Origin of the sequence: Streptomyces sp. NPDC016562 (genome assembly GCF_043076955.1) — a bacterium.
GTDB lineage: Bacteria > Actinomycetota > Actinomycetes > Streptomycetales > Streptomycetaceae > Streptomyces.
In genome coordinates, this window is sequence record NZ_JBIBRZ010000009.1 from 245486 (window position 1) to 270680 (window position 25195).

Below are 25195 nucleotides of genomic sequence, written 5' to 3' on the forward strand. Positions count from 1 at the left end.
GGCTATCCGGCCGGGGGCTCGGTGGCCGGGCCCGCGTAGCGGATGCGGCCGCCCTCCACCCGGTGCAGGTAGAAGAAGTTGCCCTTGAGCTGCCGGAGCTCGTCAAAGGCGTACTCCTTGGTCAGGCCGCGGAAGGTGCCCTGGGCGAGCGCGGTCAGCAGGTCGGCCCGGGAGGGGCGGCCGCCGCCCTGCGCGCCGGTGACCAGCCGGTCGATGACCAGCCGGGTCGCGTCGAAGGCCTCGGCGGTCCAGACCTCGGGGTCCGACCCGTACGTCGCCCGGTGCGCGCGGGCCACCTCCGCGACCTCGGGGGCTTCCGGGCCGGTGTACGGCGCGCAGAACTGCCAGCCTTCGGCGGCCGGGCCGGCGGCCTTGAGGAACTCCGGTCCGGCGAGGCCGTAGTCGGCCGCCCGCGGTCCCTTGAAGCCTGCGGCGGCCAGGAGTCCGGCGACCTTGGCCCCGCCGGCCGGAACGCCGGTGTAGAAGAAGCCGTCGACGCCGTGCGCGAGGATGTCGGTGACCACCGGGGCCAGGTCCTGGGTACCGCGCGGGACGACGCGGGCGTAGAAGGTGGCCTCGGGCGCGAAGTAGGCGAGGGTGCGGCCGGCCAGTTGGGCCGTCTGCCAGCTGTCCGTGTCGCCGTCGCGGTCGCTGAGGATGCCCAGCCGCCGCACGCCCTGCTTCCCGGCGAGTTGGAAGTTGACCGCGGCGGCCTGCGCCGAGGTGATCGGGCAGCTCTGGAAGAAGCTGCGCCGGTCGGTGACGCTGTAGGTGGTCGCCAGGGCGGAGACGCTGACCAGGGGGACGGAGGCCTCGCCGTACAGTTCGAGGCACGGGATGACGGAGTCGTTGCCGGTCGGGCCGATCACGGCGAACAGGTCGCGCTGGGAGATGAGTTCGGTGGCGGCGGCCGCCGAGCGGTCGGCCCTGCCCGCGTCGTCGGCGGTGGCGACGGCCAGCGTGAAGGGCTTGTCCTTGCGGGCGTTGAAGGCGTCGACGGCGAGGCGTACGCCGCGTTCCTGCGCCTGCCCGACGGCCTGCTGCGGGCCGGAGAGGTCGCCGTGCACGCCGATGACCCACTGCCGGGCGCCGGACGCGGCCGGGGTCCTGGGCTTCCCGTCCCCGCGCAGCGCCAGCCAGGCGGCCAGGCCACCGCCGGCCGCGAGCACGGCGCCGCCGGAGGCGAGGGCGAGGAAGCGCCTGCGGGAGGACGCGGCCGCACCGGGGGCGGGGGCGGCGTCCGGGTCGGCGGCGGTCTCGTCGATGCCCGGCAGGGCGAGCAGCGCGGCCGCGCGTTCGGCGATGGTGGCGACGACCGGGTCGGGCAGCCAGTCGGTGCCCTCGCCCGGCGCGTCCTCGGTCAGCGCGCCGTCCAGCTCGGCCGCGGTGGGGCGGATGTCGGGGTGCTTGGCGAGGCAGGTCCGCAGGAGCGCGGCGAGTTCGGGGTCGGCGAGGACCTCGGGGCCGAAGTCCGGCTCGTCGTGGACGGTGCGGTAGAGCACCGCCTCGACGGTGCCGCTGCCGTAGGGCAGGCGCCCGGTGGCGGCGTACGCGAGGAGGCAGCCCAGCGAGAACACGTCGCCGGCCGGTTCCGCGGGGCGGCCCTCGGCCTGCTCGGGCGGGAGGAAGCCGGGGGTGCCGAGCACCGCGTCGGCGGAGGTCAGGGCGGTGTGGTCACCGCCGCGGGCGATGCCGAAGTCGATGAGCCGGGGGCGGTCCATGCCGAGCAGGACGTTCCCCGGTTTGACGTCCCGGTGGACAAGGCCCCGCTCGTGCATCACCCCAAGAGCCTTGGCCATGGCTTTGCCGAGGATGCGTACGGCGCGCAGCGGGAGCGGGCCGTGGGCCGCGACGGCCTCGGCGAGGGACGGGCCGGCGACGAAGGCGGTGGCCAGCCACGGCTCGGGGGCGTCGGGGTCGGCGCCGGTGATCCGTACGGCCCAGGGGCTGTCGACCTCCGCGGCGATCTCGGCCTCACGGCGGAAGCGTGCGCGGAAGTCCGCCTCGTCGGCGTACTCCGCGCGGATCACCTTGACGGCGGCGAGCGCGCCGTCGTCGGTGCGGCCGAGGTAGACCACGCCCATGCCGCCGGCGCCGAGGCGTCCGAGGAGCCGGTAACCGGCGATCCGGGAGGGGTCCGAAGGGTGGAGCCGCTCCATCAGCCCGCCGCCTTTCCGAGCTCCTGCTTGGCCTGCAGCAGCATCCGGCTGGTGCCCTGGGCGACGAGCGCGTTCATGGCCTCCTCGGTGAAGCCGGCGGCGCCCTTCGCGGCGATGGCCACGGTGACCGGCCCGAACTGGGCCTGGGACCAGGTGTAGCGGTAGGGCCCGCCGTCCTCGGCGCTGACGTACTCGCCGGTCTCGTTGAAGGCGTCCTCGGTCCAGCCGTTCAGCTGCTCCCCGAGGTAGAAGGAGCCGCCCCACAGGTTCTTCAGCTCCTCGCCCTCCCGCAGCTTCTGGCCCGGGCAGCGCAGGACCTCTTCCATGGCGCGGGCGGTCTCCCACCCCGATTCCCGGCGGTCGTGGTGGATGGTGACCGTGGCGTTGAGCCGCAGGCGGCCGCGGCCGTCCTTGGCCGGGACGTGGAAGTACCGGGTGTTCGTGGCGAGTACGTCGGCCGGCAGGCCGGTGGTCTGCCAGACGCAGGCCTCGTCCAGGACGGGCCAGCGTCCGGGAGCGCTCTCGAACGGGGTGCTGCGCACCACCTCGGGGCCGAAGGCCTCCTGGCCGATGACGATGCGGCCGAGCAGTCTGCGGGCCTCGGCGACCGTCTTGGGCTGCTTGGACTCGTCCAGCGGGGGCACCAGGGGGGCGGCCGGGCTGCTTGCCGTACCGGGACTTGCCATGCCGGGACTTGCCATGCCGGGACTTGCCGTGCCGGGACTTGCCGTTCCGGACGGCGACGGCGCGGCGGCCGGCGTGCGGCCGGGTCCCGCCGCCTTCGTCGCGTCCTCGCCCGAGCACCCGGCCAGCAGGAACAGGCCCGCCAGTACGCACCCGCGGGCGCGCAGCGCGAAGCCGCGGCTGTATGTCACTGATCCCCCCACGGCACGGATCGTACTCCGATGTACGGCGATGTAACTGCCCTATCGCCAAGGGATGTTGAGGCAATCACCCGGGTCGACACCGTGGGCGACGACCAGCAGTTCGACTCCGAAGAAAGCCGGCGATCCGGTATGGCTGCCGTGTATGCGGGGCATGCTGCCCGTGCGTCCGTTTTCTACGGGAAGGTGCGACTTGCTCACTCTGTTTCTCACGCGGCTCCGCCAGCAGCTGGGGCGCTTCACCAGCACCGCGGAGCGTGACCCCCACCCGACGCACACCGCCCAGGCCCCGGTCTTCACCGCGGACTTCACCTCAACCACCCAATGGGTCGCCGGCCGCTCCTGGGCCTATCCGGACGGCGGCCCCACCAACCCCGGCGACAACAAACTCGACTACCTGGTGGAGGACCCCTCCTTCAGCCGCACCGGTACCTTCCGGGCCGTCCGCCGCCCGGACGGCAAGTGGAACGCGGGCCTGCTGACCACGGAGGGCAGCGACGAGGGCTTCATGGTGCGGACCGGGGACGTGCTGGAGTCCCGGGTGCGGCTGCCCGCCGAGGTCGGGGCCTGGCCCGCGATCTGGACCTGGCGGGACGGCGGGAACGAGATCGACGTCTTCGAGTACCACCCCGACAATCCCCACCTGCTCGAACTCTCCAACCACGTCAAGGGCGGCTCGCGCTACCACGAGGACCCGGCCGTCGAACCCGGCGGCTGGGTGGACCTGAAGGTCGAATTCGGGACGCGCTCGGTCGTGTGGTGGGTCAACGGCGCGCGGGTGTTCGCCGACCGCCGCGGGGTCGGCCGCCGCTGGCGGGCGTACCTCATCGTCAACCTCTCCGTGTGCGCCGGGCGCTACCACCCGGCGCCCGACGCGGACGTGTCGGAGATGTCGTACGAGGTGGCGTACCTGCGCGTCCACCGGCCGTAGACCGGCCGGCCCCGGGCATCGCGGGGCCGGCCGCCCCCCTGCGGCCGTCAGGCGATCTGCCACTGCTGGTACGCCGAGCCGTTGACCGGCTGCTGGGTGACCAGGGCTCCGTCCGCACCGGAGCCCGTGGTCAGCAGGAGTACGCTCTTCTTGTTGGCCACCGAGTGGGCTCCCGCGCCGAGTTCCGCGATCTTCCAGTGCTGGCTGTCGCCGCCGGTGCACGTCGCCTGGACGACCGCCGCGCCCGCGGCGGTCGATCCGCCCAGGACGTCGGCGCACAGCCCGGACGCGCCGTTGACCAGGGTGTGGGTGCCGTCGCCGTTGAGGGTCAGCTGCCATTGCTGGTTGGGCCCGCCGTGCGGTGTCCAGGTGATCAGCTGGGTTCCGGACGCGCTGGAGCTCGCCGGGTCGTCCAGGGCCTTGCCGCCCGCGGTGAGGGTACGGGTGCCTCCCCACGGGCTGCCGTACACCTCGACCTCGTACAGCGAGTAGCCGTAGGAGGTGGCGCGCTGCGTGCCGTACACCCGGAGGTACCGGCCGGATCCGGTGAGGCCGGTCAGGTCCTGGACCCCGCCGACGCCGGCGGTCGTGGAGTGGACGGTGCGCCAGGTGGTGGCGTCGTCGGAGAGCTGGATCTGGAACGCCTTGCCGTACGCCGCCTCCCAGCGCAGCACGACGCGGCTGACGCTGCGGCTGGAGCCGAGGTCGACCTGCAGCCACTGCGGGTCGCTGTAGGCGCTGGACCAGCGGGTGCCGGGATCGCCGTCGGTGGCGGAGGCCGCCGGGAAGTTCGCGGTCTCCGTGCTGGAGGCGGTGGTCGGACGCCCCAGGGCCAGGTTGCCGGGCTGGGAGAGGCCGGGCCAGGCGGGGTTGTGGCCGATGCTCGCGACGAGCGGGGTGAAGGCGGCGTAGGTGGCCGCGAGCTTCGGGGACCCCCAGGTCTGCTGGGCGAGCGCGCGCAGCGGGTACATGATGCCGGCGGCTATCTGCTCCTCGGTCTCGGCGGTGGGGTTGTCGCACCACACGTGGAGGAGCGAGCCGGGGTTCTTGGCGGGGTCGGAGAGGGTGGCGCCGCCCTCGAAGCGGTCCGGAGTCCAGGTCTCGTACATCCACTTGGTGTCGGGCTTCGCTCCCCCGAGCACGTAATAGGTGGGCGTCCAGGACTCGTTGGCGACGACGTGCCCGGCATTCGCCAGCTGCTGGGGGGTCAGGCCGTAGCTGTACCAGTACTCGACGACGATGCCGGGGTGGGGCCGCAGCGTCCCGTCGCCGGACTTGATGCCGTCGTTCCACATCCGGGTCGTCTTGCCACCCGCACGCACCAGGTCGTCCGCCCAGTTGACGAAGCCGTAGTAGGTGTCCTTGGCGGTGGCGTTCGCACCGTAGTGGGCGCGTGCGTAGCTGAGCAGCTGCGGGTACTTGCCGTAGTCGGTGACGTATTCGTCGGCGCCTATGTGCCAGTACGGTGCCGGGAACAGCGGCAGGTACTCGTTGACCAGATCCTTGATCAAGGTGTACGAACCGGGCAGCGAGAGGTCGATGAAGTCGTTGCTGACCGCGCCGGAGCTGCTCTTGAGCTTGAGCTCGGGGTGCGCGGCCAGGACCGCGTTCATGTGCCCGGGGGTGTCTATCTCCGGGACGATGGTGACGTGGTACTTGCGGCCGAGCTCGACCAGTTCGGCGATGTCCTGCTTGGAGTAGTGGTCGCCGGAGACGATCTCCGGGTGGGTGGAGCTCTCCAGTCGGAAGCCGTACGTGTCCGACAGGTGGAAGTGGAAGTAGTTGAGCTTGAGGTACGCCAGCTCCTTGATGTGCCGGCGCAGCCAGTCCACGGTGAAGAACTTGCGCCCCTGGTCGACCATGAGCCCGCGCTCCGCCTTGGTCGGCCAGTCGACCGCCGTGCCGGCCGGCACCGAGGCGGAGTGGCGCAGGAGCTGGAGGACGGTGCGGGTCCCGTAGAACGCTCCGGTGTCGGTCCCGGCCTGGACGGTGAGGGCTCCCGCGACCGTCATCCGGTAACCCTCGGCGGGCAGGGAGGTGACGCCGAGGCCGAGCGCGATGTCGCCTGGGGCGGCGCTCCCGGTGACGACGGCCACGCTGCGGCCGGCCAGCGCCCCCAGGTCCTCGGCGAACGTAGCGGCCTCGTCGGCCAGTTCGGCGGCCGAGGCCGGGTCGACGACGATGCGGGAGGAGGCGGTAAAGGTGTACGTACCGGTGCCGGCCGTCCACTGGCGCAGGGCCGGTACGGTCTGCGGGGGCCCGGCGGCCGCCTGTGCGGGGCCGGGTCCGACGCCGGTGCCGGGTAGGGCCAGGGCGCACACCGCGCACGCGGTGGCGATCAGCAGTCTGAGCAGACGCATGGCTGCCTCCAGCCGGGTGGGCCGAGCGGAGCGTGTGGGGTGCACCAGTGCAGCGCAGCGCCAGATACATGTCAATAGATGCTCGGAACGGCGTCGCATCACGCAGGAACGCGCAAGCGCCGAGGGGATGCGGGCCTCAACTCGGGCACCGGAGCGTGGGGGTGGCCGGATCGCACCCATACCGGCCGGGCCGAGGACAGGCCGCCTTGCGGCACCCCTTCGTCCATGCGGCAGGATTGGCAGCCCCCCTTCGGTGCGCACGCACGTCCGAACGGGCCCCCGCACAGCACGATCTGACAGGTGACGACACAGTGACGACACAGCACATACGCCGCTCGGCGATGCCCTTCGCACCGGAGGGGGTCCGTTGAGCCGGGATCTCGTCCTGCACGACTGGGTGGTGGCCGCCATCGCGCTCGCGGCGGGTGTCGCGGCCGGGCTGCTGTTGCGCGCCGTCCTGCGCTGGCTGGGCAACCACGCCAGCAGGACGGCCTGGAGCGGGGACGACATCATCGTCGCCGCGCTGCGCACCGTCGCACCCTGGGCGGCCGTCATCGGCGGCGCCGCCGCCGCGGCCTCGGCGCTGCCGCTGACCACGCGGGTCACGGGCATCGTGAACCAGTCCCTGACCGCCCTGCTCGTCCTCGTCGCCACGGTCACGGCGGCCCGGATCATCGCCGGGCTCGTGCAGTCCCTGGCGCAGGCCCGCACGGGAGTGGCCGGATCGGCCTCCATCTTCGTCAACATCACGCGCGTCGTCGTGCTGGCCATGGGCGCGCTCGTCGCGCTCGAAACCATGGGCGTGTCCATCGCCCCGCTGCTGACCGCCCTCGGCGTGGGCGGACTCGCGGTCGCCCTGGCCTTGCAGGACACGCTCGCCAACCTCTTCGCGGGCGTCCACATCCTCGCCTCGAAGACGGTGCAGCCCGGGGACTACATCCGGCTCAGCGGCGGCGAGGAGGGGTACGTCGTCGACATCAACTGGCGCAACACCGTGGTGCGCAACCTGTCGAACAACCTGGTGATCATCCCCAACGGCCGCCTCGCGCGGACGAACATGACCAACTTCACCCAGCCGGAACAGCGGCTGTCCCTGCTCGTCCAGGTGGGCGTCGGCTACGACAGCGACCTGGAGCACGTCGAGCGGGTCACCCTGGACGTCGTGGACAGCGTGATGGCCGACATCTCCGGAGGGGTCGCCGACCACGAGGCCGCCGTCCGCTTCCACACCTTCGCCGACTCCCGGATCAACTTCACCGTGATCCTGGGCGTGGGCGAGTTCAGCGACCAGTACCGGATCAAGCACGAGTTCATCAAGCGCCTGCACCGGCGCTACCGGGCGGAGGGCATCTCCATCCCCGCGCCCACCCGCACCGTCTCCGTCCAGCCGTGGGGCTCGGCCGTCCCGCACCAGCGCGACGCGACGGACTCGGTGCTGACCGAGCGCTGAGGCCGACCGCCGAAGCCCCCGCACCGCTCCTACGCCGTGGCGCCGTCGGGGACGGCGGCGCCGCAGGCCTGGTGGCCCCAGCGGCTCCCGTTCTTGGTGATCATGTCGCCGACGGCATACGGCTTCCCGCACGCGCAGCTGCCCGCGAACTTCGCCTTGATCGCCCGCGGTCCGCGGCCCGCCTCCACCCCCGAGGACGTACGCGCCTTCGCGGGGGCGGCCTTGCGGCGCGAGGGCGCGGCCGGCTCCGGCACCGGCATGTCCGGGTGTCCGAGGGCCGTACCGGCGGCCTCCTGTGTACGGGCGGCGTCGCTGGCGGCCTGGTCGGCGATCGCGTTCAGGTGGTCCCCGTCCTCGCGGTGCGCCGGCACGTACAGGAAGGTCACGTCACGATCGGCCAGCAGCCGGTCGATCCGCTCCACCAGCTCGCGGTTGGCGACCGGCTGGCCGGAGGAGGTCTTCCAGCCATTGCGCTTCCAGCCCGCGAGCCACTGCGTCACGGCCTTCATCGCGTACTGGGAGTCCATCCGGACCTCGACGGACGTCCCGGGGGCGAGGGCTTCGAGCAGCCGCTGGAGGGCGGTCAGCTCCCCGATGTTGTTGGTGGCGCGCCCGAGCGGGCCCGCCTCCCAACGCTCGGGACGTCCCTCGGAGTCGGCGATGACCCAGCCCCATCCGGCGGGCCCGGGATTACCCTTCGCCGCTCCGTCACAGGCGGCAATGATGCGATCAGACATCCCCCGATCATGCCTCATCCCGAGGGACCGACGCGTCGCCCGTGACCGCCGCCGAGGCGGGGCTCAGGCCCCGGGCGCCCCGCCGTCCGCGCCTGCTTCCGTTCCCGCTTCCGTCCCTGCGCCGGTCTTCCGGCGCTGGAAGACGACCGCCACCAGCGCGAGGCCGAGGACGACACCGACCAGCTGCATGCCGACGAAGCCGGGCACCGAGGCCGGGGCGATGCCGGCGAAGGTGTCCGTGAACGCGCGGCCGAGGGTCACGGCCGGGTTCGCGAAGGAGGTGGAGGAGGTGAACCAGTACGCGGCGCCGATGTACGAGGCGACCGCCACGGGCGCGAAGCGCAGCCGGTCGGTGCGGGCCAGCCCGAAGATCAGCAGGATCAGGCCGGCCGTGGCGACCACCTCGCCCAGCAGCAGGTTCCCGGCGGAACGGTCGTGGGTGGACCACCGCACGAGCGGTTCGCCGAACATCGCGTCCGCCAGGATGGCGCCCGCGACCGCGCCGACGACCTGCGAGGGCACGTAGACGGCCAGCTCCCGGCCGGTGACGCCGGCGCCGCCCCGGCGGGCGGTCCACCATTCGGCGAGGGTGACCGCCGGGTTGAAGTGCGCGCCCGAGACGGGTCCCAGGAGCACGATGAGCACGCCGAGGCCGAAGACGGTGGCGGTGGAGTTGGCCAGCAGTTGCAGCGCCACGTCCTGGGTGAGCTCGGTCGCCTGGATGCCGGAGCCGACCACGACCGCGACCAGGGCCGCGGTGCCGACCAGCTCGGCGGCGGCCCGGGCGATCAGGGGGGTGCGGGGCGGGGTGGCGCCGGGCGCGGGCCGGGGCACGTCGGCGGCTATGACGGGGTCCGGCGCGGGGGCGGCGGCGACGGGCTCGGTGGCGGTCACGACGGGTTCTCCTCGAACGGGCAGGCCAGGGCAAGGCAGGGCAGGGCAGACGGGTCGGGAAGCCGGACAGGCGGGAGGAACGGACTACGCGCAGGACCGCTTGACGTTCGCTTCGGCGGTGGCGCGCGCGGTCTGTGCCAGGCCGGCGAACTGGCCGGCCAGGCCCTCGATGACGTCCGGGCGGAGCCGGTAGTAGGTGAAGCGGCCGCACGGTTCGGTCTCCACGACCCCGGCCTCGCGCAGGACCCTCAGGTGGTTGGAGAGGTTGGTCTGCTTGGCGCCGGTCTCTTCCACGAGGTGCGTGGTGCACAGCGTCTCGCGGGAGAGCAGGGTCACGATCTGAAGCCTGAGGGGGTCTGCCAGGACTCGGATCAGTTCAGTGTCGACTGACGTCATCATGCGCTGATACTGTCACATCAGCCGGGCCTGACACGAGCCCCAGCCGAGCCGAGCCGAACCGACTCCGAGGAAGACCACATGCCCGCCGTTCCCGCCGCCTCCGTCCTGTTCGTCTGCGTCCACAACGCGGGCCGTTCCCAGATGGCGGCCGGTTTTCTGCGCCACCTCGCCGGGGACCGCGTGGAGGTCCGCTCGGCCGGCTCGGTGCCCGGGGACCGGGTCAACCCGTCCGCCGTCGCCGCGATGGCCGAGGTGGGGATCGACATCTCCGGGCAGCAGCCGAAGGTCCTGACGCCCGAGGCGGTCCAGGCGTCCGACTACGTGATCACCATGGGCTGCGGCGACGCCTGCCCGTACTTCCCGGGCAAGACCTATCTCGACTGGCAGCTGGAGGACCCGGCCGGCCAGGGCGTCGAGGCGGTCCGCCCCATCCGCGACGAGATCAAGGGCCTGATCGAGGGCCTGATCGCCGAGATCGACGCCGAACGGCGGGTCTGACCGCCCGGGGGGGGCGCCCCCCTCACGGCACCAGGGCCGTGCGGCAGTCGCCGCACGGCCCTGGTGTGTTCACGTCGGCCGTTCCGGCGCGCCAGCGCCGAACCGGTTCTCCGTCGCTCCGAGATCAGGCGGGGGTGATGTTCTCCGCCTGCGGGCCCTTCTGGCCCTGCGTGATGTCGAAGGTCACGGCCTGACCCTCCTGGAGCTCGCGGTAGCCGGAGGCGTTGATCGCCGAGTAGTGGGCGAAGACGTCCGGGCCGCCGCCGTCCTGGGCGATGAAGCCGAAGCCCTTTTCAGAGTTGAACCACTTCACGGTTCCCGTAGCCATGTTCATGCCTTCCCGTTGACGTACGTCTTCCACACGGCGTGGAAGACGGAGGTGATCGCCCTGGTCCTACGGCACAACACAGCAAAACTGCCCACACCGAAAGGCACGGGCAAGGCACTTGGAACCACGACAGCTACCCGTGAAGGTACACGCCTGCACGCACGGTCACCAGGGGGAATGATCTCGCGTTTCGGGGTGAAAACCGGCCTGGCCGGCACCCCCGGAGCCGGTCGTCCCGAAATGTGGCGAGTGGGGCGCCCGTGATGCCGTAGGGTGAGGTCTACCGACGCGGGGTGGAGCAGCTCGGTAGCTCGCTGGGCTCATAACCCAGAGGTCGCAGGTTCAAATCCTGTCCCCGCTACTGCTCGGAAGTGCCCGGATCCTGATGGATCCGGGCATTTCTGTCATGGGGCGACGTGCCCGGGGCGCGCGAACGGGCCCGCGAGGGGTCTGCGGGCGCGCATACTCGGAGCATGGCCGACACCACCCCAGTCGAGGTCGACACCGATGTGTACGACCGGCTCGCCGCGCTGGCCGCGGACCGCGGACTGAGCCTGCGCGCGTACCTGGCCGAGCTCACCGCCGCCCAGGAGGACGGGGCCGCGCTCGCACGCGCCGCCCGCGCCTTCGAGGGGGCCGTGGAGCGGCCCGGCTTCCGCGAGGGGTTCGCCCGCGACTTCGGCGGGCCGGCGGCTCCCACCAGGTGATCAGGCGGGCGAGCGCCCGCCGCCCGGCTCCACGATCGCTCCCGCGTCCAGGACGGCGGTACGGTCGGCCAGCGCCTCGGCGGCCGCGAGGTCGTGGGTGATGAACACCAGGGCGAGTTCCGCCCGTTCCCGCAGCCCGGCGAGCAGTACGAGCAGGGCTGCGCGGGTGGCGGGGTCGAGGCCGGAGGTGATCTCGTCGCAGACGAGGACCCGCGGCCGCGCCAGCAGGGCGCGGGCCAGCGCGGCGCGCTGGAGTTCCCCGCCGGACAGGGCCCCCGGACGGCGTCCGGCCGCCACCGCGCCCAGGCCCAGCGCCTCCATCGTCCGCACGGCCTCCTCCCGGGCGGGCCGGGCGGCGGCGCCGCGCAGCCGGACGGCCGTGCGGGCCACCTGGTCGAGGACGGGCCGGTGCTCGTCGAAGGCCGCCTTCGCGTCCTGGAACACGTACTGCACGGCGGCCAGTTGGCTGCGGCTGCGGGAGCGCACGCTGCGCGGCAGGGGCTCGCCGTCGAGCAGGATCACTCCCGCGTGGTCGGCGTGCAGCCCCGCCAGGCACCTCCCGAGGGTGGTCTTGCCGCTGCCGGAGCGGCCGACCAGCGCCAGGCACTCCCCCGCCGCGACCGAGAGCGTGACGTCGTGCAGGACGTCGACGACGCCGCGCGCCGTGCGGTGGCGGGCGGTGAGGCCGTCGGCCTCCAGCACCACGGGCCCGGCCGGGCGGCGCGAGCCGCTCCTGGCGGGGGCGCCCTGCGGCGCCGGGTCGCCGAGCACGGTGCGCGCCGGGCCGCGCTCCACGATCCGGCCCGCCCGCATGACGACGACCTCGTCGGCGAGCTGCCGCACCACGTCCATGTCGTGGCTGAGCAGGACGACGGCGACGCCCCGCGCGGCGAGGGCCGCCAGCTCCGTCACGACGCCCTGTTTGGTGAGCGGGTCCTGCCCCGTCGTCGGTTCGTCGGCGACGACGACCTCGGCGCCCAGGAGCAGGGCCTGCGCCAGCACCACGCGCTGCTGCTGGCCGCCGGACAGCTGGTGGGGGAAGCGGCGCAGGATCTCCGCGGGGTCCGGGAGCTGCGCCAGCTCCAGCGCCTCGTGCACCCTCCGGCGGATCTCCCGGCGGCCGCCTCCCCGGCGGGCCGCGATGTCGCGCAGCAGGGCGCCGACGCGCCGGGCCGGGTGGAGCACGGCGGCCGGGTGCTGCGGTACGTACCCCACCGCGCCCGGCCGGGTCCGCACGGTGCCCTCGACACGGGCGCCCGGCGGGTACTCGCCGAGGAGGGCGAGGCCCGTGGTGGTCTTGCCGCTGCCGGAGGGGCCGATGACGGCGGTGACCCGGCCGGCGCGGGCGGTGAGGCTCACTCCGTCGACCAGGGCCCGGCCGCCGACCTCGACCCGAAGGGCCCGTACCTCTGCGACGGCGGTCATGTCCGCGCTCCCTTCCGGCGGCCGTCCTGTTGCAGGGCCGCGTCGAACAGCAGGTTGACGCCCATCGACAGGGCGGCGATGAGCAGGGCGGGCACGACCACGGCCCAGGGCTGGAGGAACAGCCCGGTGCGGTTGCGGTCGACCATCACCGCCCAGTCGGCGGCGTCCGGTGCGACGCCGACGCCGAGGAACGCGGCGGTGGCCACCAGGTACAGGGCCCCGGTCAGGCGGATACCGGCGTCCGCGGCGAGCGTGCGCCGCAGGGAGCGGGCCACGTAGCCCAGCGCCGTGCGCCACCAGGACTCGCCCTGCATCCGCAGCGCTTCGACGGCCGGCCGGGAGGACACCTCGACCGCCGCCGCGTACACGACGCGCGCCGCGTCGGGTACGGCGGCCAGCCCGACCAGGGCGGTCAGCCCGGCGGGCCCCGGGGTGAAGGTCGATGCGACGAGCAGCACGAGGAGCAGGGAGGGTACGGCGATCAGCACGTCCAGCGGCCTCATCAGGGCCTCCTGCAGCCAGCTCCGGCGCGTGAGCGCGGCGGCGAGCCCGACCGGCAGGGCCAGGAGGTAGGCCAGTAGGGTCGCGCCGAGTGCCACGAGCACCACGGACCGGCCGCCGAGCAGGACCTGGCGCCAGACGTCCCGGCCGGCGAAGTCGGTTCCGAGCCAGTGGCCGGGGCCCAGGGAGAAGGAGACGGACCTCGGGCCGGCGGGGCCCGCGGCCAGCGGTCCGAGGACGGCGAGCAGCAGGGGTACGCACACGAGCGCGATGCCGAGGGCGTACCGCGCCGGGGGGAGTTTCACGCGGCCGCCTCCGAGCGGGGTGCGAAACGGCGTGCGACGAGGTCGGCGCCGAGGTTGGCCAGGACGGTGACGACGCCGAAGACCACCGCCATGCCCTGGACGACCGGTACGTCGCGGGCGGCGACGGCCTCGATGAGCACGGTTCCGAGGCCGGGCACGACGAACAGGGCCTCGACGACGATCACCCCGCTCAGCAGCCAGTCGCAGGTGCGCGCCAGCTGCTGGGCGGCGGGTGCCAGGGCGCCCGGGAGGGCGTGGGCCCAGCGGATGCGGGCGGCGGACAGTCCGTACCGGCGGGCCTGGGCGACGTACGGGGAGGCCATCGCCTCGATCATCCCGGCGCGCACCAGGCGGCTCAGGGTGCACACCGGCCGGGCCGTCAGGACCAGGACGGGCAGGACGATGGCCGCGGGCCGCGTCGCGAGGTCGGTGGCGACCGCGGTGGCCGGGAGCCAGCCCAGGTGCAGGGCGAAGAGCGCGGCCAGCAGCACGCCGAGGGCGAATTCCGGTACGGCGTGCAGGGCCAGGGTCACGGCGCTGACGGTGCGGTCCACGAGGCCGCCCTCGCGCCGGGCGGCGAGCACGCCGAGTCCGACGGAGAGCGGGACCAGCACGGTGAGCGTGGCGGCGGCGAGGAGGAGGGTGGGGCCGAGGCCCGCCGCGAGATGGCCGGTGACGGGCCGTCCCGTCACCAGGGAGGTGCCGAGGTCGCCGTGGAGCAGACCGGTGAGCCACTCCGCGAGCCGCTCGGCGGCGGGCCGGTCCAGCCGCATGGCCACGCGGATGCGGGCGATCCGCTCGGGGTCGGGCTGGTCCCCGGCGAGTGCGACGGCCGCGTCGCCGGGCAGCGCCTCGGTGAGGGCGAAGACGAGCAGGACGACGGCCGCCGTCTGCCCCAGGCCCAGGAGCAGACGGCGGCCGATCCAGGGAAGGCCGCCCGTCACGCGAGCCAGATCTTGTCGAAGCGCGCCCAGTCGAGGGTGTTGGCGGGGGCCGTCTTGGACACCCCGCGAACCCGGGGTGCGGTGGCGACGATCCAGTCGGCGAACCCCCAGATCAGGAAACCCCCTTCGTCGTGGAGCCGGCGCTGCATGCGCTCGTAGAGGGCGGTGCGTTCCTTCTCGTCGCGGGTGGACTGGGCCTGCTGGTACAGGTCGTCGAAGTCCTTGTGCTGCCACTTGGTGGCGTTGGTGGTGGAGCCGGTGAGCAGCCGCTGGGAGACGTGGGACTCGATGGGCATGGCGCCCGAGCGGTAGGAGGCGAAGGTTCCGGAGGACAGGATGTCCTTCCAGTAGGTGTCCTTGTTGCCGACCTTCACCTCGACGGTGACCCCGGCCTTGGCCGCCTGCTCCTTGAAGATGCCGGCGGCCTCGATGAAGCCCGTGGCGGCGGGTGCGGTGTCGAGGGTGACCTTGAGCCCTTCGGCGCCGGCCTCCTTGAGGAGGGCCCGGGCCCGCTCCAGGTCCTGGGCGCGCTGGGGAAGGCCGCCGGCGTAGTACTGGCAGCCCTTGCCGAAGAGGTCGTTGCCGATCTCCCCGGCTCCCGAGAGCGCGCCGTCGACGAGTTCCCTGCGGTCGGCGATCAGGAAGAAGGCCTGGCGGACGCGCTTGTCGTCGAAGGGCGGCCGGTCGGTCTTCATGACGAAGCCCTGCATGGCGCTGCCGGGCAGCCGGACGACGTCGATGCGGCCCTTGCCCTCGTGGGCGCGGGCCGTGGCCGGGTTCAGTTCGTGGGCGTACTCGACCTGGCCGCCGAGCAGGGCGCCCACGCGGGCGGACTCCTCGCCCGCGATGACGAATTCGAGTTCTTCCAGGTGCGGCGCGCCCTCCCAGTAGGCCGGGTTGCGCTTGAGGAGGAGGCTGCTGCCGGGCTTGAAGGAGACGAAGGTGAAGGGGCCGGATCCGACGGGCCGGTCGAAGGCGGTGGTGTCCTTGGGGACGATGTAGGCGCCGAACGCCGCGAGGGTGTTGGGGAATTCGGCGTACGGGCGCTTGAGCTTGAACTCGACGGTGGAGGCGTCCACGGCGCGGCTCGCGGCGAGGTCGATGGGGTCCAGCGACGCCTTGGCGCGGAAGGTTCCCTTGGGGTCGGCGATCCTGCGGTAGCTGTAGAGCACGTCTTCGGCGGTGACGGGGCGGCCGTCGTGGAAGGCGGCCGTGCGCAGGGTGATCCGCCAGGTGTCGAGGGTGTCGTTCGGTTCCCAGCGGGCGGCGAGGCGGGGTACGGGCGCGAGGTCGGCGCCGAAGTCGGCGAGCTTGTCGAAGAGGGCCTTGGCGCGGGCGGCGTCGACGAACAGGTTGGCGGCGTGCGGGTCGAGGGTCTCGGCCGCGCCGCCGCCCGCGAAGGCGGCGCGCAGCCGGCCGCCGGGCTGGGGAGTGCCGTCGGCGGCGTTCTCGGCGTCCGGGGCGGTGGCGCCTGTGCCGCAGGCCGTGGTGAGGGCGAGGGCGGTGGCGCCCGTGGCGAGGAGGAAGCCCCGGCGGGCGAGGCGGGAGCGGGTGTCGTTCATGGGGTGGTGTCTCCGTTGGCGGGGTGGTGGGGCGTGAGCCGGGCGATGAGGTGGAGGCGGTCGGAACGCGTGGTCCCGTGCGGGGCGGCGCCCTCGGTCCACGGCGGTTCGGTGCGGGGACCGGGTCCGTCGTGCAGCGCGAGGACCTCGAAGCCGGCGGTGGTGAGGAAGTACCGCAGTTCCTGCGGGAAGAGGAGCCTCCAGGCGGAGTGCTGCTCCTGGGGCGGGGAGCCGTCGTCGGCGGTCCAGGTCCTGCGGCGGCGCAGGAGTTGGGTGCCGTGGTCGATCCAGAGGGTGGTGTGGGAGGTGTACGTGGTGCCGCGCCAGGTGAAGGCGTCGCTGCGCGGGCCGTCGAGGAGCTCGGTGCTGCCGAGGAAGAAGGCGCCGTTGCGCATCTCGGCGACGAGCAGTCCGCCGGGGGTGAGGTGGGCGCGGCAGCGGGCCAGGAAGGCGGTGAGGTCCTCGTTGGTGTGGCAGTAGAGCAGGGCGCTGTCCAGGCACAGGACGGCGTCGAAGCGGGTCCCGAGGTCGAAGTCGCGCATGTCGGCCCGGTGATGGGCGGGGCCGGGGTGATGGCGGCGGGCGTGGGCCAGCATCGTCGGGGAGGCGTCGAGGGCGGTGACCTCGCGGCCGGCCTCGTGGTGCAGCCAGGCGGCGTCGCGGCCGGTGCCGCAGCCGACGTCCAGGACGCGGGGTCCGGCGCCGTGGCGCGCGAGCACGTCCTCGGCCCAGCGGGCCGCCAGGTGGTCCGGGTCGGGGAAGCGCTCCTCGTACAGCTCGGGGTGGTCGGTCAGGAGGTTGCCGGTGCTCATCAAGGTCTCGGCCGTCGGGGTCTCGGTCATCAAGGTCTCGCTCATCGGGTCTCGCTTCTCGGGCGGGTGGCGTGGGGCGGCGGACCGGGCGTCCCGGGTTCCGCGGGCAGCGCCCGTCTTCGGTGCAGCCGGGCGACGGCCGCCGCGGAGGCCAGGCCGAGGGCGAGGCAGCAGGCGAAGGGCAGCCAGGCCAAGCCGGTGTGGCCGGCGGTGTCCATCGCCCAGCCGACCGCCGCGCTGCCGAGGGCGGCCGCGATGCCGGACACCGCGTAGAAGAGGCCGTAGAACGTGCCGGTGAGGCCCTCGCGGCCGAAGGCGGGTATCAGCTCCATCACGAAGGGCTGGGCGATCATCACGCCGAGGTGCAGGAGCAGGGCGCCGGCCAGGACGGGCAGCAGATACGCCGGATGCGGGGCGCGGGCGCCCGAGACGAGCATCGGCGGCACGAAGGCCAGCCCCATGACCGCCAGGCCGGTGGCGATCCAGCGGGCGCGGCTGCCCGCGGCTTTCAGCCGACGGGTGATGCGGAGCTGAAAGAGGAGGTGGGCGAGGGTTCCGGCGAGGAAGAGCAGGCCGATCGAACCGTCCCAGCCGCAGGCCCGCAGCGCCGCGTGGGGCAGCAGCAGGTAGAGCTGGTTCTCCAGTCCGTACATGCCGATCATGGCGAGGGAGAAGGGAAGGAAGCCGCGGCTGCCCGCCGCCTCCCGCCAGTCGCCCGTCAGGCGGGTCTGCGGGGCCGGAACCGGCCGGGCGGGCAGCACCAGCAGCTGGGCGAGGGTGAGCGCGGCGAAGACGGCGGCCGCGGTCACGGCGGCCGCCCGGAAGTCCACGAGGAGCAGCAGGGTGCCCAGCAGCGGGCCGAGCAGCGCTCCGGTGGCGGCGAAGACGTTGAACAGCGCGAAGGCCTCGGCCTTGCGGTCGCCCGCCTCCTGGGCGACGTAGGTCCGCACGGCGGGGTTGAACAGGGCCCCCGCGAGCCCGCTGAGTATGGACGCGGCGAGCAGCAGCGGCAGGGCGTCGCCGAGCGCGAACAGGGCGAAGCCGACGGTCCGCAGCGCGCACCCGGCGATGATCACCCCGCGGGCGCCGAGCCGGTCGGCGGCCGAACCGCCGAGCAGGAACAGGCCCTGCTGGCTGAGGTTGCGCAGGCCCAGGACCACGCCGACGACGGCCGCCGAGAGGCCGAGGTCCTCGGAGAGGTGGGTGGCGAGGTAGGGGACGAGGAGGTAGAAGCCGGTGTTGACGCCGAGCTGGTTGACGAGGAGCACGCGTACGGCGAGCGGGAACTCCCGCACGCAGGCGAGGGTCTTCACCGGGCCGCGCCCGCGCCGTGCGGTCTGCCAGAGCCGTGCGGTCCACCGTCGCCGTGCGGCCTGCCTGAGCCGTGCCGTCCGCCGTCGCCGTGCGGTCCCCCGGGGCCGCCCGCGCCCCGTTCCGCCCCGGCGGGTCTGACGCCGAGGCCGGCCCGGTCCGCGGCGCGTACGGTGCCGTCGGTTCCGCCGATGCCGCTCCACGGGTCCGCGGCGAGCAGCAGGTGCCCGTCGAGGTCCACCCAGCGGGCCCGGTCGGCGAGGTGCACGGCCGGGGCGATGCCCAGGGAGCTCGCGGTGAGGCAGCCGAGCATCAGTTCGGTGCCCGTGCCGCGCAGGGCCTCGTGGACGCGCAGGGCGGCCCGCACCCCGCCGCACTTGGCCAGTTTGACGTTGATGCCGTGGACCCGTCCCGCCAGGGCCAGGGCGTCCTCGTAGGAGATCGCGTCCTCGTCGGCGATGACCGGGACCGGGGACCGCTCGGCCACGCGCGCCAGGGCGTCCGGACTGCCGGGCGCGATCGGCTGCTCCACCGCGGTGACGCCGAGCGCGGCGAAGCGCGGGAGCAGCTCCAGGGCCTGGCGTTCGGTCCACGCCCCGTTGGGGTCGAGCAGCAGGTCCGCGCCGGGGGCCGCTATGCGTACGGCGTCCACGCGAGCGAGGTCCTCGGCCGGATCGGGGGACCCCGCCTTGACCTTGAGGGTGGTGAAGCCGCCGAGGGCGAGCCGGGCCGCCTGCGCCGCGGCCGGTACCGGCGCGATGATGCCGATCGTACGGGCGGTGGCGGCGGCAGGTGCCTCGGGCGTGCCCAGCAGGCGGTGGGCGGGTTCGCCGGCCCGCTTGCCCACCAGGTCCAGGACGGCGGCCTCGATCGCGGCCAGGACCCCGGGCGGCAGGCCCGTCCAGGCGGTGCGGCCGGTGCCGGTCTCGGGAGGGGCGGTCTCGGCCCAGGCGGTCTCGGGGTCGGGGAAGCGCTCGGTGGCGGCGCGCACAGACTCCAGGTGCTTCAGGATCCGCTCGGTCGGCAGCCCGAGGTACGCGCTGCTCACGGCTTCACCCCAGCCCCGCAGTCCCCCGTGTTCGACGGTGACCCAGACGGCGTCGCGCCGCGTCATCACCGAGCGGGAGATCCGCAGGGGCTCGGCGAGCCGCAGGTCCGCGGTGCGCCAGGTCAGCTTCACGCCGCGCCTCCTCGGCTCGGGGCCAGTACGGTCCGGCAGCGGGCCCAGCCGGCCGCCTCGACGGCCTGGGGGTGCGGGATCTCCAGGGGGCGGACGGCGAGGGTGGCGGTGTCCAGGCCGTGGGCGCGGCAGAAGTCGTCGTCGTAGACGGTGCCGAGGTAGCGGTGCGGTCCGTCGGGGAAGACGGTGGCGACGACGGCGCCGGGCTCGACGCGGGCCGCCCAGGCGGCGACGAGGGCCACGGCCCCGGTGCTCCAGCCGCCGCTGACGAAGGCGGATCTGGCGAGCCGGCGGCAGGCGTCGACGGCTTCGGCGGGCCCCACCCAGTGCACTTCGTCGAAGGCCTCGTGGGCGACGTTGGCGGGGTGGATGCTGCTGCCGAGCCCGCGCATCAGGCGGGGTCGGGCGGGCTGTCCGAAGATGGCCGAGCCGACGGAGTCGACCCCGATGACCTTCAGGCGGGGCCAGCGGCGGCGCAGCGGGCCGGCCAGGCCGGCGCTGTGGCCGCCGGTGCCCACGCTGCACACCAGGACGTCGAGGTGGTCGAGCTGGCCGGTCAGTTCGGCGGCCAGGGTGAGGTAACCGGCGGCGTTGTCGGGGTTGTTGTACTGGTCGGGCCAGTAGGCCCGCGGTGTCCGGCGCAGCACCTCGCGCAGCCGGGCGATCCGGGCGGCCTGCCAGCCGCCCACCGCGGCCGGGCGGTCGACGAGTTCGAGCCGGGCCCCGTACGCGCGCAGCAACTGGCGCATGGACGGTTCGAGTTCGGTGTCGCCGACGAGGACGACGGGGTGGCCGAGGGCCTGCCCGGCGAAGGCGAGCCCGACGCCCAGGGTGCCGGAGGTGGATTCCACGACGGGGTCGCCGGGCTGGAGTTCGCCGCGGGCGCGGGCGCCGGTGAGCATGGAGACGGCGGCGCGGGCCTTCATCCCGCCCGCGCCGAGGCATTCGAGCTTCGCCCAGAAGCCGGGGTGCCGGTGCGGCAGGTCCGTGCGGATCCTGGCGAGGGGCGTGTGGCCGAGGAGCGGCAGGAGATCGGGGTTTGACGTACGGGCCGCCTGACGCGGCAGGATCGGGGTGGTGGTCATCGGGTGCCCCCGTAGCGGTGGACGAGGCCGGGGCCGCCGTCGAGCCAGAAGAAGGGGTAGGGCTCGGCGGACACGGCGCTCACCCCGGCGCCGAGGAAGTGCGGCAGCACGGCGCTGCCGGTCTGGGCGAACATGACGAGGGGCTTGCCGGTGGCGGCGGCGTGGTCGAGCAGCGGCTGGAAGGTGCCGTTGCCGAGGGTCATCCCGGAGGCGAGGATCGCGTCGCAGCGCTCCAGCTCCGCGAGGGTGTCGGTCAGGACGGGCTCGCCCCATTCGGTGGCGCCGCCCTTGAGGTCGCAGGGCGCGTACGCGGTCCCGCGCTCGCGGAGCCGTTCCAGCAGGGAGTTGACGACGCCGACGACCAGGACTCGCTCCAGCCCGGTATCGGGGAGCAGGTCGGCCACGGCGCGGGCGCGGGCCCGGGAGCGCTGGAGCGTGCCGCCGCCGGGGATCGGGTAGGGGCGGGCGCCGTTCTCGGGCGTGTGCGGGCGGACGTGCATCAGGTACGCGTCGAGCGCGGCGATCCGTACGGGCAGCAGCGGGTGGTCGAGCAGGTCGGCGACGGTGGAGCCGGCGCAGTCGTCGAGCGCGGCCGGGGACAGGGCGCCCGGTTCCACCGCGCAGGAGCCGACGGCCGCGTCGAGGCGCAGGCTGAGCACCTCGTTGCGGTAGCCGACGGAGCGGCCCTCGTGGCGTACGGCCTGGACGGTGGTGAAGGCGAGGGCGACGCGCTGCCCGGCGGGGTCGGGTCCGTAGGCCCCGGCGCGGACGCGTCCGAGGAGGTCGTCCACGCTGCGCACCGACGGTTCGGGGAGGGTGGGGGCGAGCGCGATCACGCGGGCACCGCCGCGGGCAGGTCGGGGCACGCGTAGGAGGGGCGCAGGGCGGCGAGCAGCCGTTCGGCTTCCCGGCGGGCTCCGGGGCCTTGGGTGTCGGCGGTCATGACGTGGCCGAGGTACTCGTTGTTGCTGGTCGCGGCGCGCACGGTGCGGCCCGGTTCGGCGAGGGTGAGCTCCAGGACGCCGGGCCGGCCGCGTACCTGGTCGGCGCCGTCGATGCCGGTGAGGGTGCCGGCCGCTTCGGGCAGCAGGAAGGCGATGGCGGCGCTGCGCACGCCGGTGGGGCGGACGGCGAGGTCGGGGGTGTGGCCGAGCGCGACGTCCACGCAGGCGGCGGCGAGGTCTACGCCGGTCACGTGGCGGACGAGTTCGGTGATGCGGTTGCCGGCGGGGCGGGGGTTGACCTCGATGAGGCGCGGCCCGGCCGGGGTCAGCTTGAGCTCGGTGTGGCAGACGACGTGGTCCAGGCCGAGTGCCTCGACGGCTCGTACGGCACTGTCGGCGGCCTCGGCCGCCAGGGCCGGGGCCAGGTCGGCCGGGAACATGTGGCCGGTCTCGATGAAGGCGGGGGCTCCGCCGATGCTCTTGTCGGTGATGCCGACGACGTGCGTGGCGCCGTCGTGGGTGACGGTCTCGACGCTGATCTCCGGGCCGGTGAGCAGTTCTTCGAGGAGCAGGACGGGGGCGCGTCGCTGTCCGCGGGCGTTGACGGGGAAGCCGTCCAGCGCGCGGCAGGCCCGGTCGAGCTCGCGTTCGTCGTCGACGCGGCGCACCAGCATGCCCGCGCACAGGTCGACGGGCTTGACGACCAGCGGGTAGCCGATCTCGCGGGCGGCGGCCGCCGCCCGGGCGGTGTCCGCGCAGACGGCGAACCGCGGGCCGGGCACCCCGGCCGCGGCCAGCACCCGGCGGGTGCGGTCCTTGCGGCAGGCGTCCTCGACGGCCGTGGCGGTGGGGCCGGGCAGGCCGAGGCGCTCGGCGATCCGCGCGACGGCGGGCAGGTAGTAGTCGCAGGAGGAGACCACGCCGTCGAAGGCGAGGACCTCGTGCAGCCGTTCGACGAGCGGGAGCAGCGTGTCCGTGTCGTTGGTGTCGGCCGTGACGACGTTGCGCGCGGCGAGCAGCGGGTGCGGGCCGTCGGCGGGGGCGGAGCGCAGGTAGTGGTGCAGGTCCCGGGTGAGGAAGCTGAACTCGTGGCCGCCTTCACGGATGGCCCGGGGCAGGAGCCTGCTCATCGACCCCACCCAACTTTCGACAACCAGCAGATGTCCCACTGGACTTCCTCTCCGACCGCGGTGACGGCCCGCGCGGGCCGCTTGCAGACCGGACGCTATCTGAAATCGTTTTCATTTCCAATAGGGCGGTTTTCCGCTACGGTGGAGCGATGGAGGATCTGAAACAACATCAGGCACCCGGGACCCCGGGGCCATCCGGGGCGCCCCCGCACCGGAGAGCCGCGGCCTACGAGGTGCGCCACGCCGGGCCGCAGGACGTACGGGGCGCGCGCAGCGTCATGCTCGACACCTTCTACCGGGAGTTCACCTACGGGTACGTGCCCGAGTGGCACGGCGACGTGGTCGACATCCGCGGCACCTACCTCGACCATCCGCGGCACACCCTCGTCGTGGCCGTGCGGGACGGGGAGGTGGTGGGCACGTGCGCCCTGCACTCCCGGGGACCCGCCCACCCCCCGCATCCGCGCTGGCTGGCCGAGCGCTACGCCTCGGGCCGCACGGCGCAGCTCCTACGGGTCTACGTGCGCCCCGCTCACCGCCGGCACGGGCTGGCCCGCGCCATGGTGCGGGAGGCGTGCGCGTTCGCGGCCTCGGTGCCGGGCTACGAGCGCGTCTACCTGCACACCAATGTGGACGTGCCCGGTGCGGAGGGCTTCTGGCGGAGCCTGGCCAGCGAGGTCTTCGACGCCCGCACCACGGGTGAGCACGGCGGCTACGGCACGGTGCACTTCGAGATCCCGCTGCCGTAGCCGGGCCGGTCCCGGCCCGACGGGCCGCGCCCGGGGAACGTACCTATGCTCGAAGAAGGGGCTGATCCGAGCCCTGGAGGGCGGCTGGCATGAGCGAGGCGAGCGACGCGGTCCGCACCGACCGCTCCCTGAAGGCCGCGCACCGCCACATGTGGGCGCTGGGCGACTATCCCTCCGTGGCCTCGCACCTCTTTCCGGACCTCGGCGCCCTGCTCGTCCGCGAGTGCGGGGTGCGGCGCGGCGACCGGGTGCTCGACATCGCCACCGGCTCCGGGAACGCCGCGATTCCGGCGGCCCTGGCCGGGGCCGACGTCGTGGCGTGCGACCTCACGCCCGAGCTGCTCGAAGTGGGGTGGCACCTGGCGACCGTACGCGGCACCCGGGTGGAGTGGACGGAGGCGGACGCGGAGGCGCTGCCCTTCGCGGACGGCGAGTTCGACACCGTGATGTCCTGCGTCGGCGTCATGTTCGCCCCGCACCACCGGCTCGCCGCCGACGAGATGCTGCGCGTCTGCCGCTCCGGCGGCACGGTGGGGCTGGTCAACTGGACTCCCGAGGGGTTCATGGGCCGGCTGCTGGCCACGTTGGAGCCGTACCCTCCCCCATCGCCGCCCGGGGCCCAGCCCCCGGCGCTGTGGGGGGACGAGGAACACGTCCACGAGCTGCTGGGCGACAGGGTGGGCGACGTGGTCTCGCGCCGGCAGACGGTCCGGGTGGAGCGGTTCGCCAAGCCCTCGGACTTCCGGGAGTTCTTCAAGGCCCTGTACGGGCCGACGATCGCCGCCTACCGCGCCGTCGCCAAGGAGCCCGACCGGGTCGCCGCCCTGGACGGGGAACTGGACGCCCTCGCGGCGGCGCACACCGCGGACGGCGTCATGGAGTGGGAGTACCTGCTGCTGACGGCTCACCGCCGGGACTGATCTGCAGGTCCGGGTGGGCGTCCCACCACTCCCTGTGGAAACGGTTGTTGTCCACGTTGGCCAGATAGGCGCGGGCCGCGGCCCGGTAGAGCAGGTCCGCCTGGCCGGCCGACACCGCCGAACGGTTCCAGGCGAGCCGGATGCGCCCGGTGATCGGGGTGCCCGTGAGCGGGCGCATCACCGTACCCGCCACCTGCGGGGCCGTGGGCTGGCTCAGGGAGATCGCGCGCCCGGCGGCGATCAGGTCGTACTGCATCATGCGGTCGGTGATCCGGTAGCGCAGTGACGGGGTGAAACCGGCCTTCGCGCAGGCCTCGACGAGGGCTTCGGGGCCGCCGTCGTCGTCCTCCACGGGCGTCATCCAGGCCTCCTCGGCGAGATCGGCGAGGTCGATGCGGTCCCGGTCCGCGAGCGGGTGCTTCGCCGACAGCCGGATGCAGAACGGCTCCTTGGGGACGAGCGTCCTGGCGAGGGCGCCCGCGGGGAGCCGCACCTCGTGGTCGTTGACCTCCCCGTAGACGATCGCGTCGTACTGCCCGGTGCCCAGCATCCGCGCCAGCGCGGTCACCGAGTGCTCCAGGTCCACGGTGATCTCCTGGCCCGACATGGACAGGTCCGTCTCGGCGAGCAGGCCGTCGAGCAGGACCAGCAGGATGCAGCCCAGCCGCAGCGGGCTGCCGGTCCCGATCGCGCGCGCCTCCGCTCCGAGCGCGTCCATCTCGCTGAGCACGCGACGCGCCTTGGCCAGCACGAACTGGCCCAGTGCCGTGGGCTCCACGCCGCCCCGGCCCCGCACGAACAGCTCGCCGCCGGTGACCTGCTCGATGCGGCGCAGCTGGGCGGAGAGGGCGGGCTGGGACACTCCGAGCCGCCGCGCCGCGCCCCCCAGGCTGCCCGCTTCCGCTATCCGGCAAACGGCTTGCAGATGCCTCAACTCCAGCTGCATCCGGGCAGCGTACGCAGCGGGCCGCCACCGCACC

The 25195-nt window shown here is 73.7% G+C and carries 24 protein-coding genes and 1 tRNA gene; 7 read left to right on the plus strand and 18 right to left on the minus strand.

Annotated elements, in window-relative coordinates:
- Positions 1–2 precede the first annotated feature (2 nt).
- Complete coding sequence (locus tag ACF059_RS30000; protein WP_392063172.1) at positions 3–2159, minus strand: bifunctional serine/threonine-protein kinase/ABC transporter substrate-binding protein; 2157 nt, start codon at positions 2157–2159, stop codon at positions 3–5.
- Positions 2159–3046, minus strand: a complete 888-nt coding sequence (locus ACF059_RS30005; RefSeq protein ID WP_392063175.1) for a hypothetical protein — start codon at positions 3044–3046, stop codon at positions 2159–2161. Before ACF059_RS30005 ends, ACF059_RS30000 begins: the two co-directional genes overlap by 1 nt.
- 226 nt (positions 3047–3272) lie before the next feature.
- On the opposite strand from ACF059_RS30005, the gene ACF059_RS30010 reads away from it, so the two are divergent.
- A complete protein-coding gene (locus tag ACF059_RS30010; protein ID WP_392063371.1) occupies positions 3273–3974 on the plus strand; it encodes a beta-glucanase in 702 nt (233 codons plus the stop codon).
- Positions 3975–4021: 47 nt separating this feature from the next.
- Here the strand turns inward: ACF059_RS30010 and ACF059_RS30015 are convergent, their stop codons facing one another.
- Positions 4022–6334: a family 20 glycosylhydrolase gene (locus ACF059_RS30015; protein WP_392063178.1), complete on the minus strand. Its 2313-nt coding sequence runs from the start codon at positions 6332–6334 to the stop codon at positions 4022–4024.
- 367 nt (positions 6335–6701) lie between these two features.
- Between ACF059_RS30015 and ACF059_RS30020 the strand changes: the two genes are divergently transcribed.
- Positions 6702–7784, plus strand: a complete 1083-nt coding sequence (locus ACF059_RS30020) for a mechanosensitive ion channel family protein (protein WP_392063181.1) — start codon at positions 6702–6704, stop codon at positions 7782–7784.
- A 29-nt stretch (positions 7785–7813) separates the two neighbouring features.
- Here ACF059_RS30020 and ACF059_RS30025 read toward each other — a convergent pair whose 3' ends face one another.
- The 3 genes from ACF059_RS30025 to ACF059_RS30035 all read right to left on the minus strand — a co-directional run bounded on the left by ACF059_RS30025 (position 7814) and on the right by ACF059_RS30035 (position 9814).
- Positions 7814–8521, minus strand: a complete 708-nt coding sequence (locus ACF059_RS30025; protein ID WP_392063184.1) for a ribonuclease H — start codon at positions 8519–8521, stop codon at positions 7814–7816.
- 63 nt (positions 8522–8584) lie between these two features.
- Entirely contained in the window at positions 8585–9415 is an 831-nt protein-coding gene (locus ACF059_RS30030; protein ID WP_392063187.1) for an aquaporin, read from the minus strand.
- A gap of 84 nt (positions 9416–9499) precedes the next feature.
- A complete protein-coding gene (locus ACF059_RS30035; RefSeq protein WP_392063190.1) occupies positions 9500–9814 on the minus strand; it encodes an ArsR/SmtB family transcription factor in 315 nt (104 codons plus the stop codon).
- A 78-nt stretch (positions 9815–9892) separates the two neighbouring features.
- Between ACF059_RS30035 and ACF059_RS30040 the strand changes: the two genes are divergently transcribed.
- Positions 9893–10312: an arsenate reductase ArsC gene (locus ACF059_RS30040; protein WP_392063193.1), complete on the plus strand. Its 420-nt coding sequence runs from the start codon at positions 9893–9895 to the stop codon at positions 10310–10312.
- A 124-nt stretch (positions 10313–10436) separates the two neighbouring features.
- Here ACF059_RS30040 and ACF059_RS30045 read toward each other — a convergent pair whose 3' ends face one another.
- Complete coding sequence (locus ACF059_RS30045) at positions 10437–10640, minus strand: cold-shock protein (protein WP_030384970.1); 204 nt, start codon at positions 10638–10640, stop codon at positions 10437–10439.
- A gap of 287 nt (positions 10641–10927) precedes the next feature.
- Here ACF059_RS30045 and ACF059_RS30050 point away from each other — a divergent pair.
- Together ACF059_RS30050 and ACF059_RS30055 are read left to right on the plus strand one after the other, a co-directional pair.
- Positions 10928–11001 (plus strand) — tRNA-Met (locus ACF059_RS30050).
- A 112-nt stretch (positions 11002–11113) separates the two neighbouring features.
- Positions 11114–11347, plus strand: a complete 234-nt coding sequence (locus tag ACF059_RS30055) for an antitoxin MazE7 (protein ID WP_392063196.1) — start codon at positions 11114–11116, stop codon at positions 11345–11347.
- Here ACF059_RS30055 and ACF059_RS30060 read toward each other — a convergent pair whose 3' ends face one another.
- From ACF059_RS30060 to ACF059_RS30105, 10 genes are read right to left on the minus strand one after another with little or no spacing between them, the layout of a single operon-like run.
- Complete coding sequence (locus tag ACF059_RS30060) at positions 11348–12772, minus strand: ABC transporter ATP-binding protein (RefSeq protein WP_392063200.1); 1425 nt, start codon at positions 12770–12772, stop codon at positions 11348–11350.
- Positions 12769–13578, minus strand: coding sequence for an ABC transporter permease (locus ACF059_RS30065; protein WP_392063203.1), 810 nt, complete (start codon positions 13576–13578; stop codon positions 12769–12771). Before ACF059_RS30065 ends, ACF059_RS30060 begins: the two co-directional genes overlap by 4 nt.
- A complete protein-coding gene (locus ACF059_RS30070; protein WP_392063206.1) occupies positions 13575–14522 on the minus strand; it encodes an ABC transporter permease in 948 nt (315 codons plus the stop codon). The genes ACF059_RS30065 and ACF059_RS30070 overlap by 4 nt, the downstream gene beginning before the upstream one ends.
- Positions 14519–16084, minus strand: coding sequence for an ABC transporter substrate-binding protein (locus tag ACF059_RS30075; RefSeq protein ID WP_392063209.1), 1566 nt, complete (start codon positions 16082–16084; stop codon positions 14519–14521). Before ACF059_RS30075 ends, ACF059_RS30070 begins: the two co-directional genes overlap by 4 nt.
- Positions 16081–16896, minus strand: coding sequence for a class I SAM-dependent methyltransferase (locus ACF059_RS30080; protein ID WP_392063375.1), 816 nt, complete (start codon positions 16894–16896; stop codon positions 16081–16083). The genes ACF059_RS30075 and ACF059_RS30080 overlap by 4 nt, the downstream gene beginning before the upstream one ends.
- A 41-nt stretch (positions 16897–16937) precedes the next feature.
- Positions 16938–18209, minus strand: a complete 1272-nt coding sequence (locus ACF059_RS30085; protein WP_392063212.1) for an MFS transporter — start codon at positions 18207–18209, stop codon at positions 16938–16940.
- Positions 18206–19387, minus strand: coding sequence for a dipeptide epimerase (locus ACF059_RS30090; RefSeq protein ID WP_392063215.1), 1182 nt, complete (start codon positions 19385–19387; stop codon positions 18206–18208). Before ACF059_RS30090 ends, ACF059_RS30085 begins: the two co-directional genes overlap by 4 nt.
- The gene (locus tag ACF059_RS30095) at positions 19384–20472 is read right to left on the minus strand and encodes a PLP-dependent cysteine synthase family protein (protein WP_392063218.1); all 1089 of its coding nucleotides are present in this window, start codon (positions 20470–20472) and stop codon (positions 19384–19386) included. The genes ACF059_RS30090 and ACF059_RS30095 overlap by 4 nt, the downstream gene beginning before the upstream one ends.
- The gene (locus ACF059_RS30100) at positions 20469–21308 is read right to left on the minus strand and encodes a Rossmann-like domain-containing protein (protein WP_392063221.1); all 840 of its coding nucleotides are present in this window, start codon (positions 21306–21308) and stop codon (positions 20469–20471) included. Before ACF059_RS30100 ends, ACF059_RS30095 begins: the two co-directional genes overlap by 4 nt.
- The gene (locus ACF059_RS30105; protein WP_392063224.1) at positions 21305–22585 is read right to left on the minus strand and encodes an ATP-grasp domain-containing protein; all 1281 of its coding nucleotides are present in this window, start codon (positions 22583–22585) and stop codon (positions 21305–21307) included. Before ACF059_RS30105 ends, ACF059_RS30100 begins: the two co-directional genes overlap by 4 nt.
- Positions 22586–22695: 110 nt before the next feature.
- Here ACF059_RS30105 and ACF059_RS30110 point away from each other — a divergent pair, with 110 nt between their 5' ends.
- The gene (locus ACF059_RS30110; RefSeq protein ID WP_392063228.1) at positions 22696–23295 is read left to right on the plus strand and encodes a GNAT family N-acetyltransferase; all 600 of its coding nucleotides are present in this window, start codon (positions 22696–22698) and stop codon (positions 23293–23295) included.
- An 89-nt stretch (positions 23296–23384) separates the two neighbouring features.
- Positions 23385–24215 carry a class I SAM-dependent methyltransferase gene (locus ACF059_RS30115; protein WP_392063231.1) on the plus strand — a complete coding sequence of 277 codons (831 nt, stop codon included), beginning with the start codon at positions 23385–23387 and terminating at the stop codon, positions 24213–24215.
- Here ACF059_RS30115 and ACF059_RS30120 read toward each other — a convergent pair.
- Positions 24169–25161 (minus strand): LysR family transcriptional regulator, encoded by a 993-nt coding sequence (locus tag ACF059_RS30120; RefSeq protein WP_392063234.1) that lies wholly within the window; start codon positions 25159–25161, stop codon positions 24169–24171. The genes ACF059_RS30115 and ACF059_RS30120 overlap by 47 nt on opposite strands.
- Positions 25162–25195: the final 34 nt, after the last annotated feature.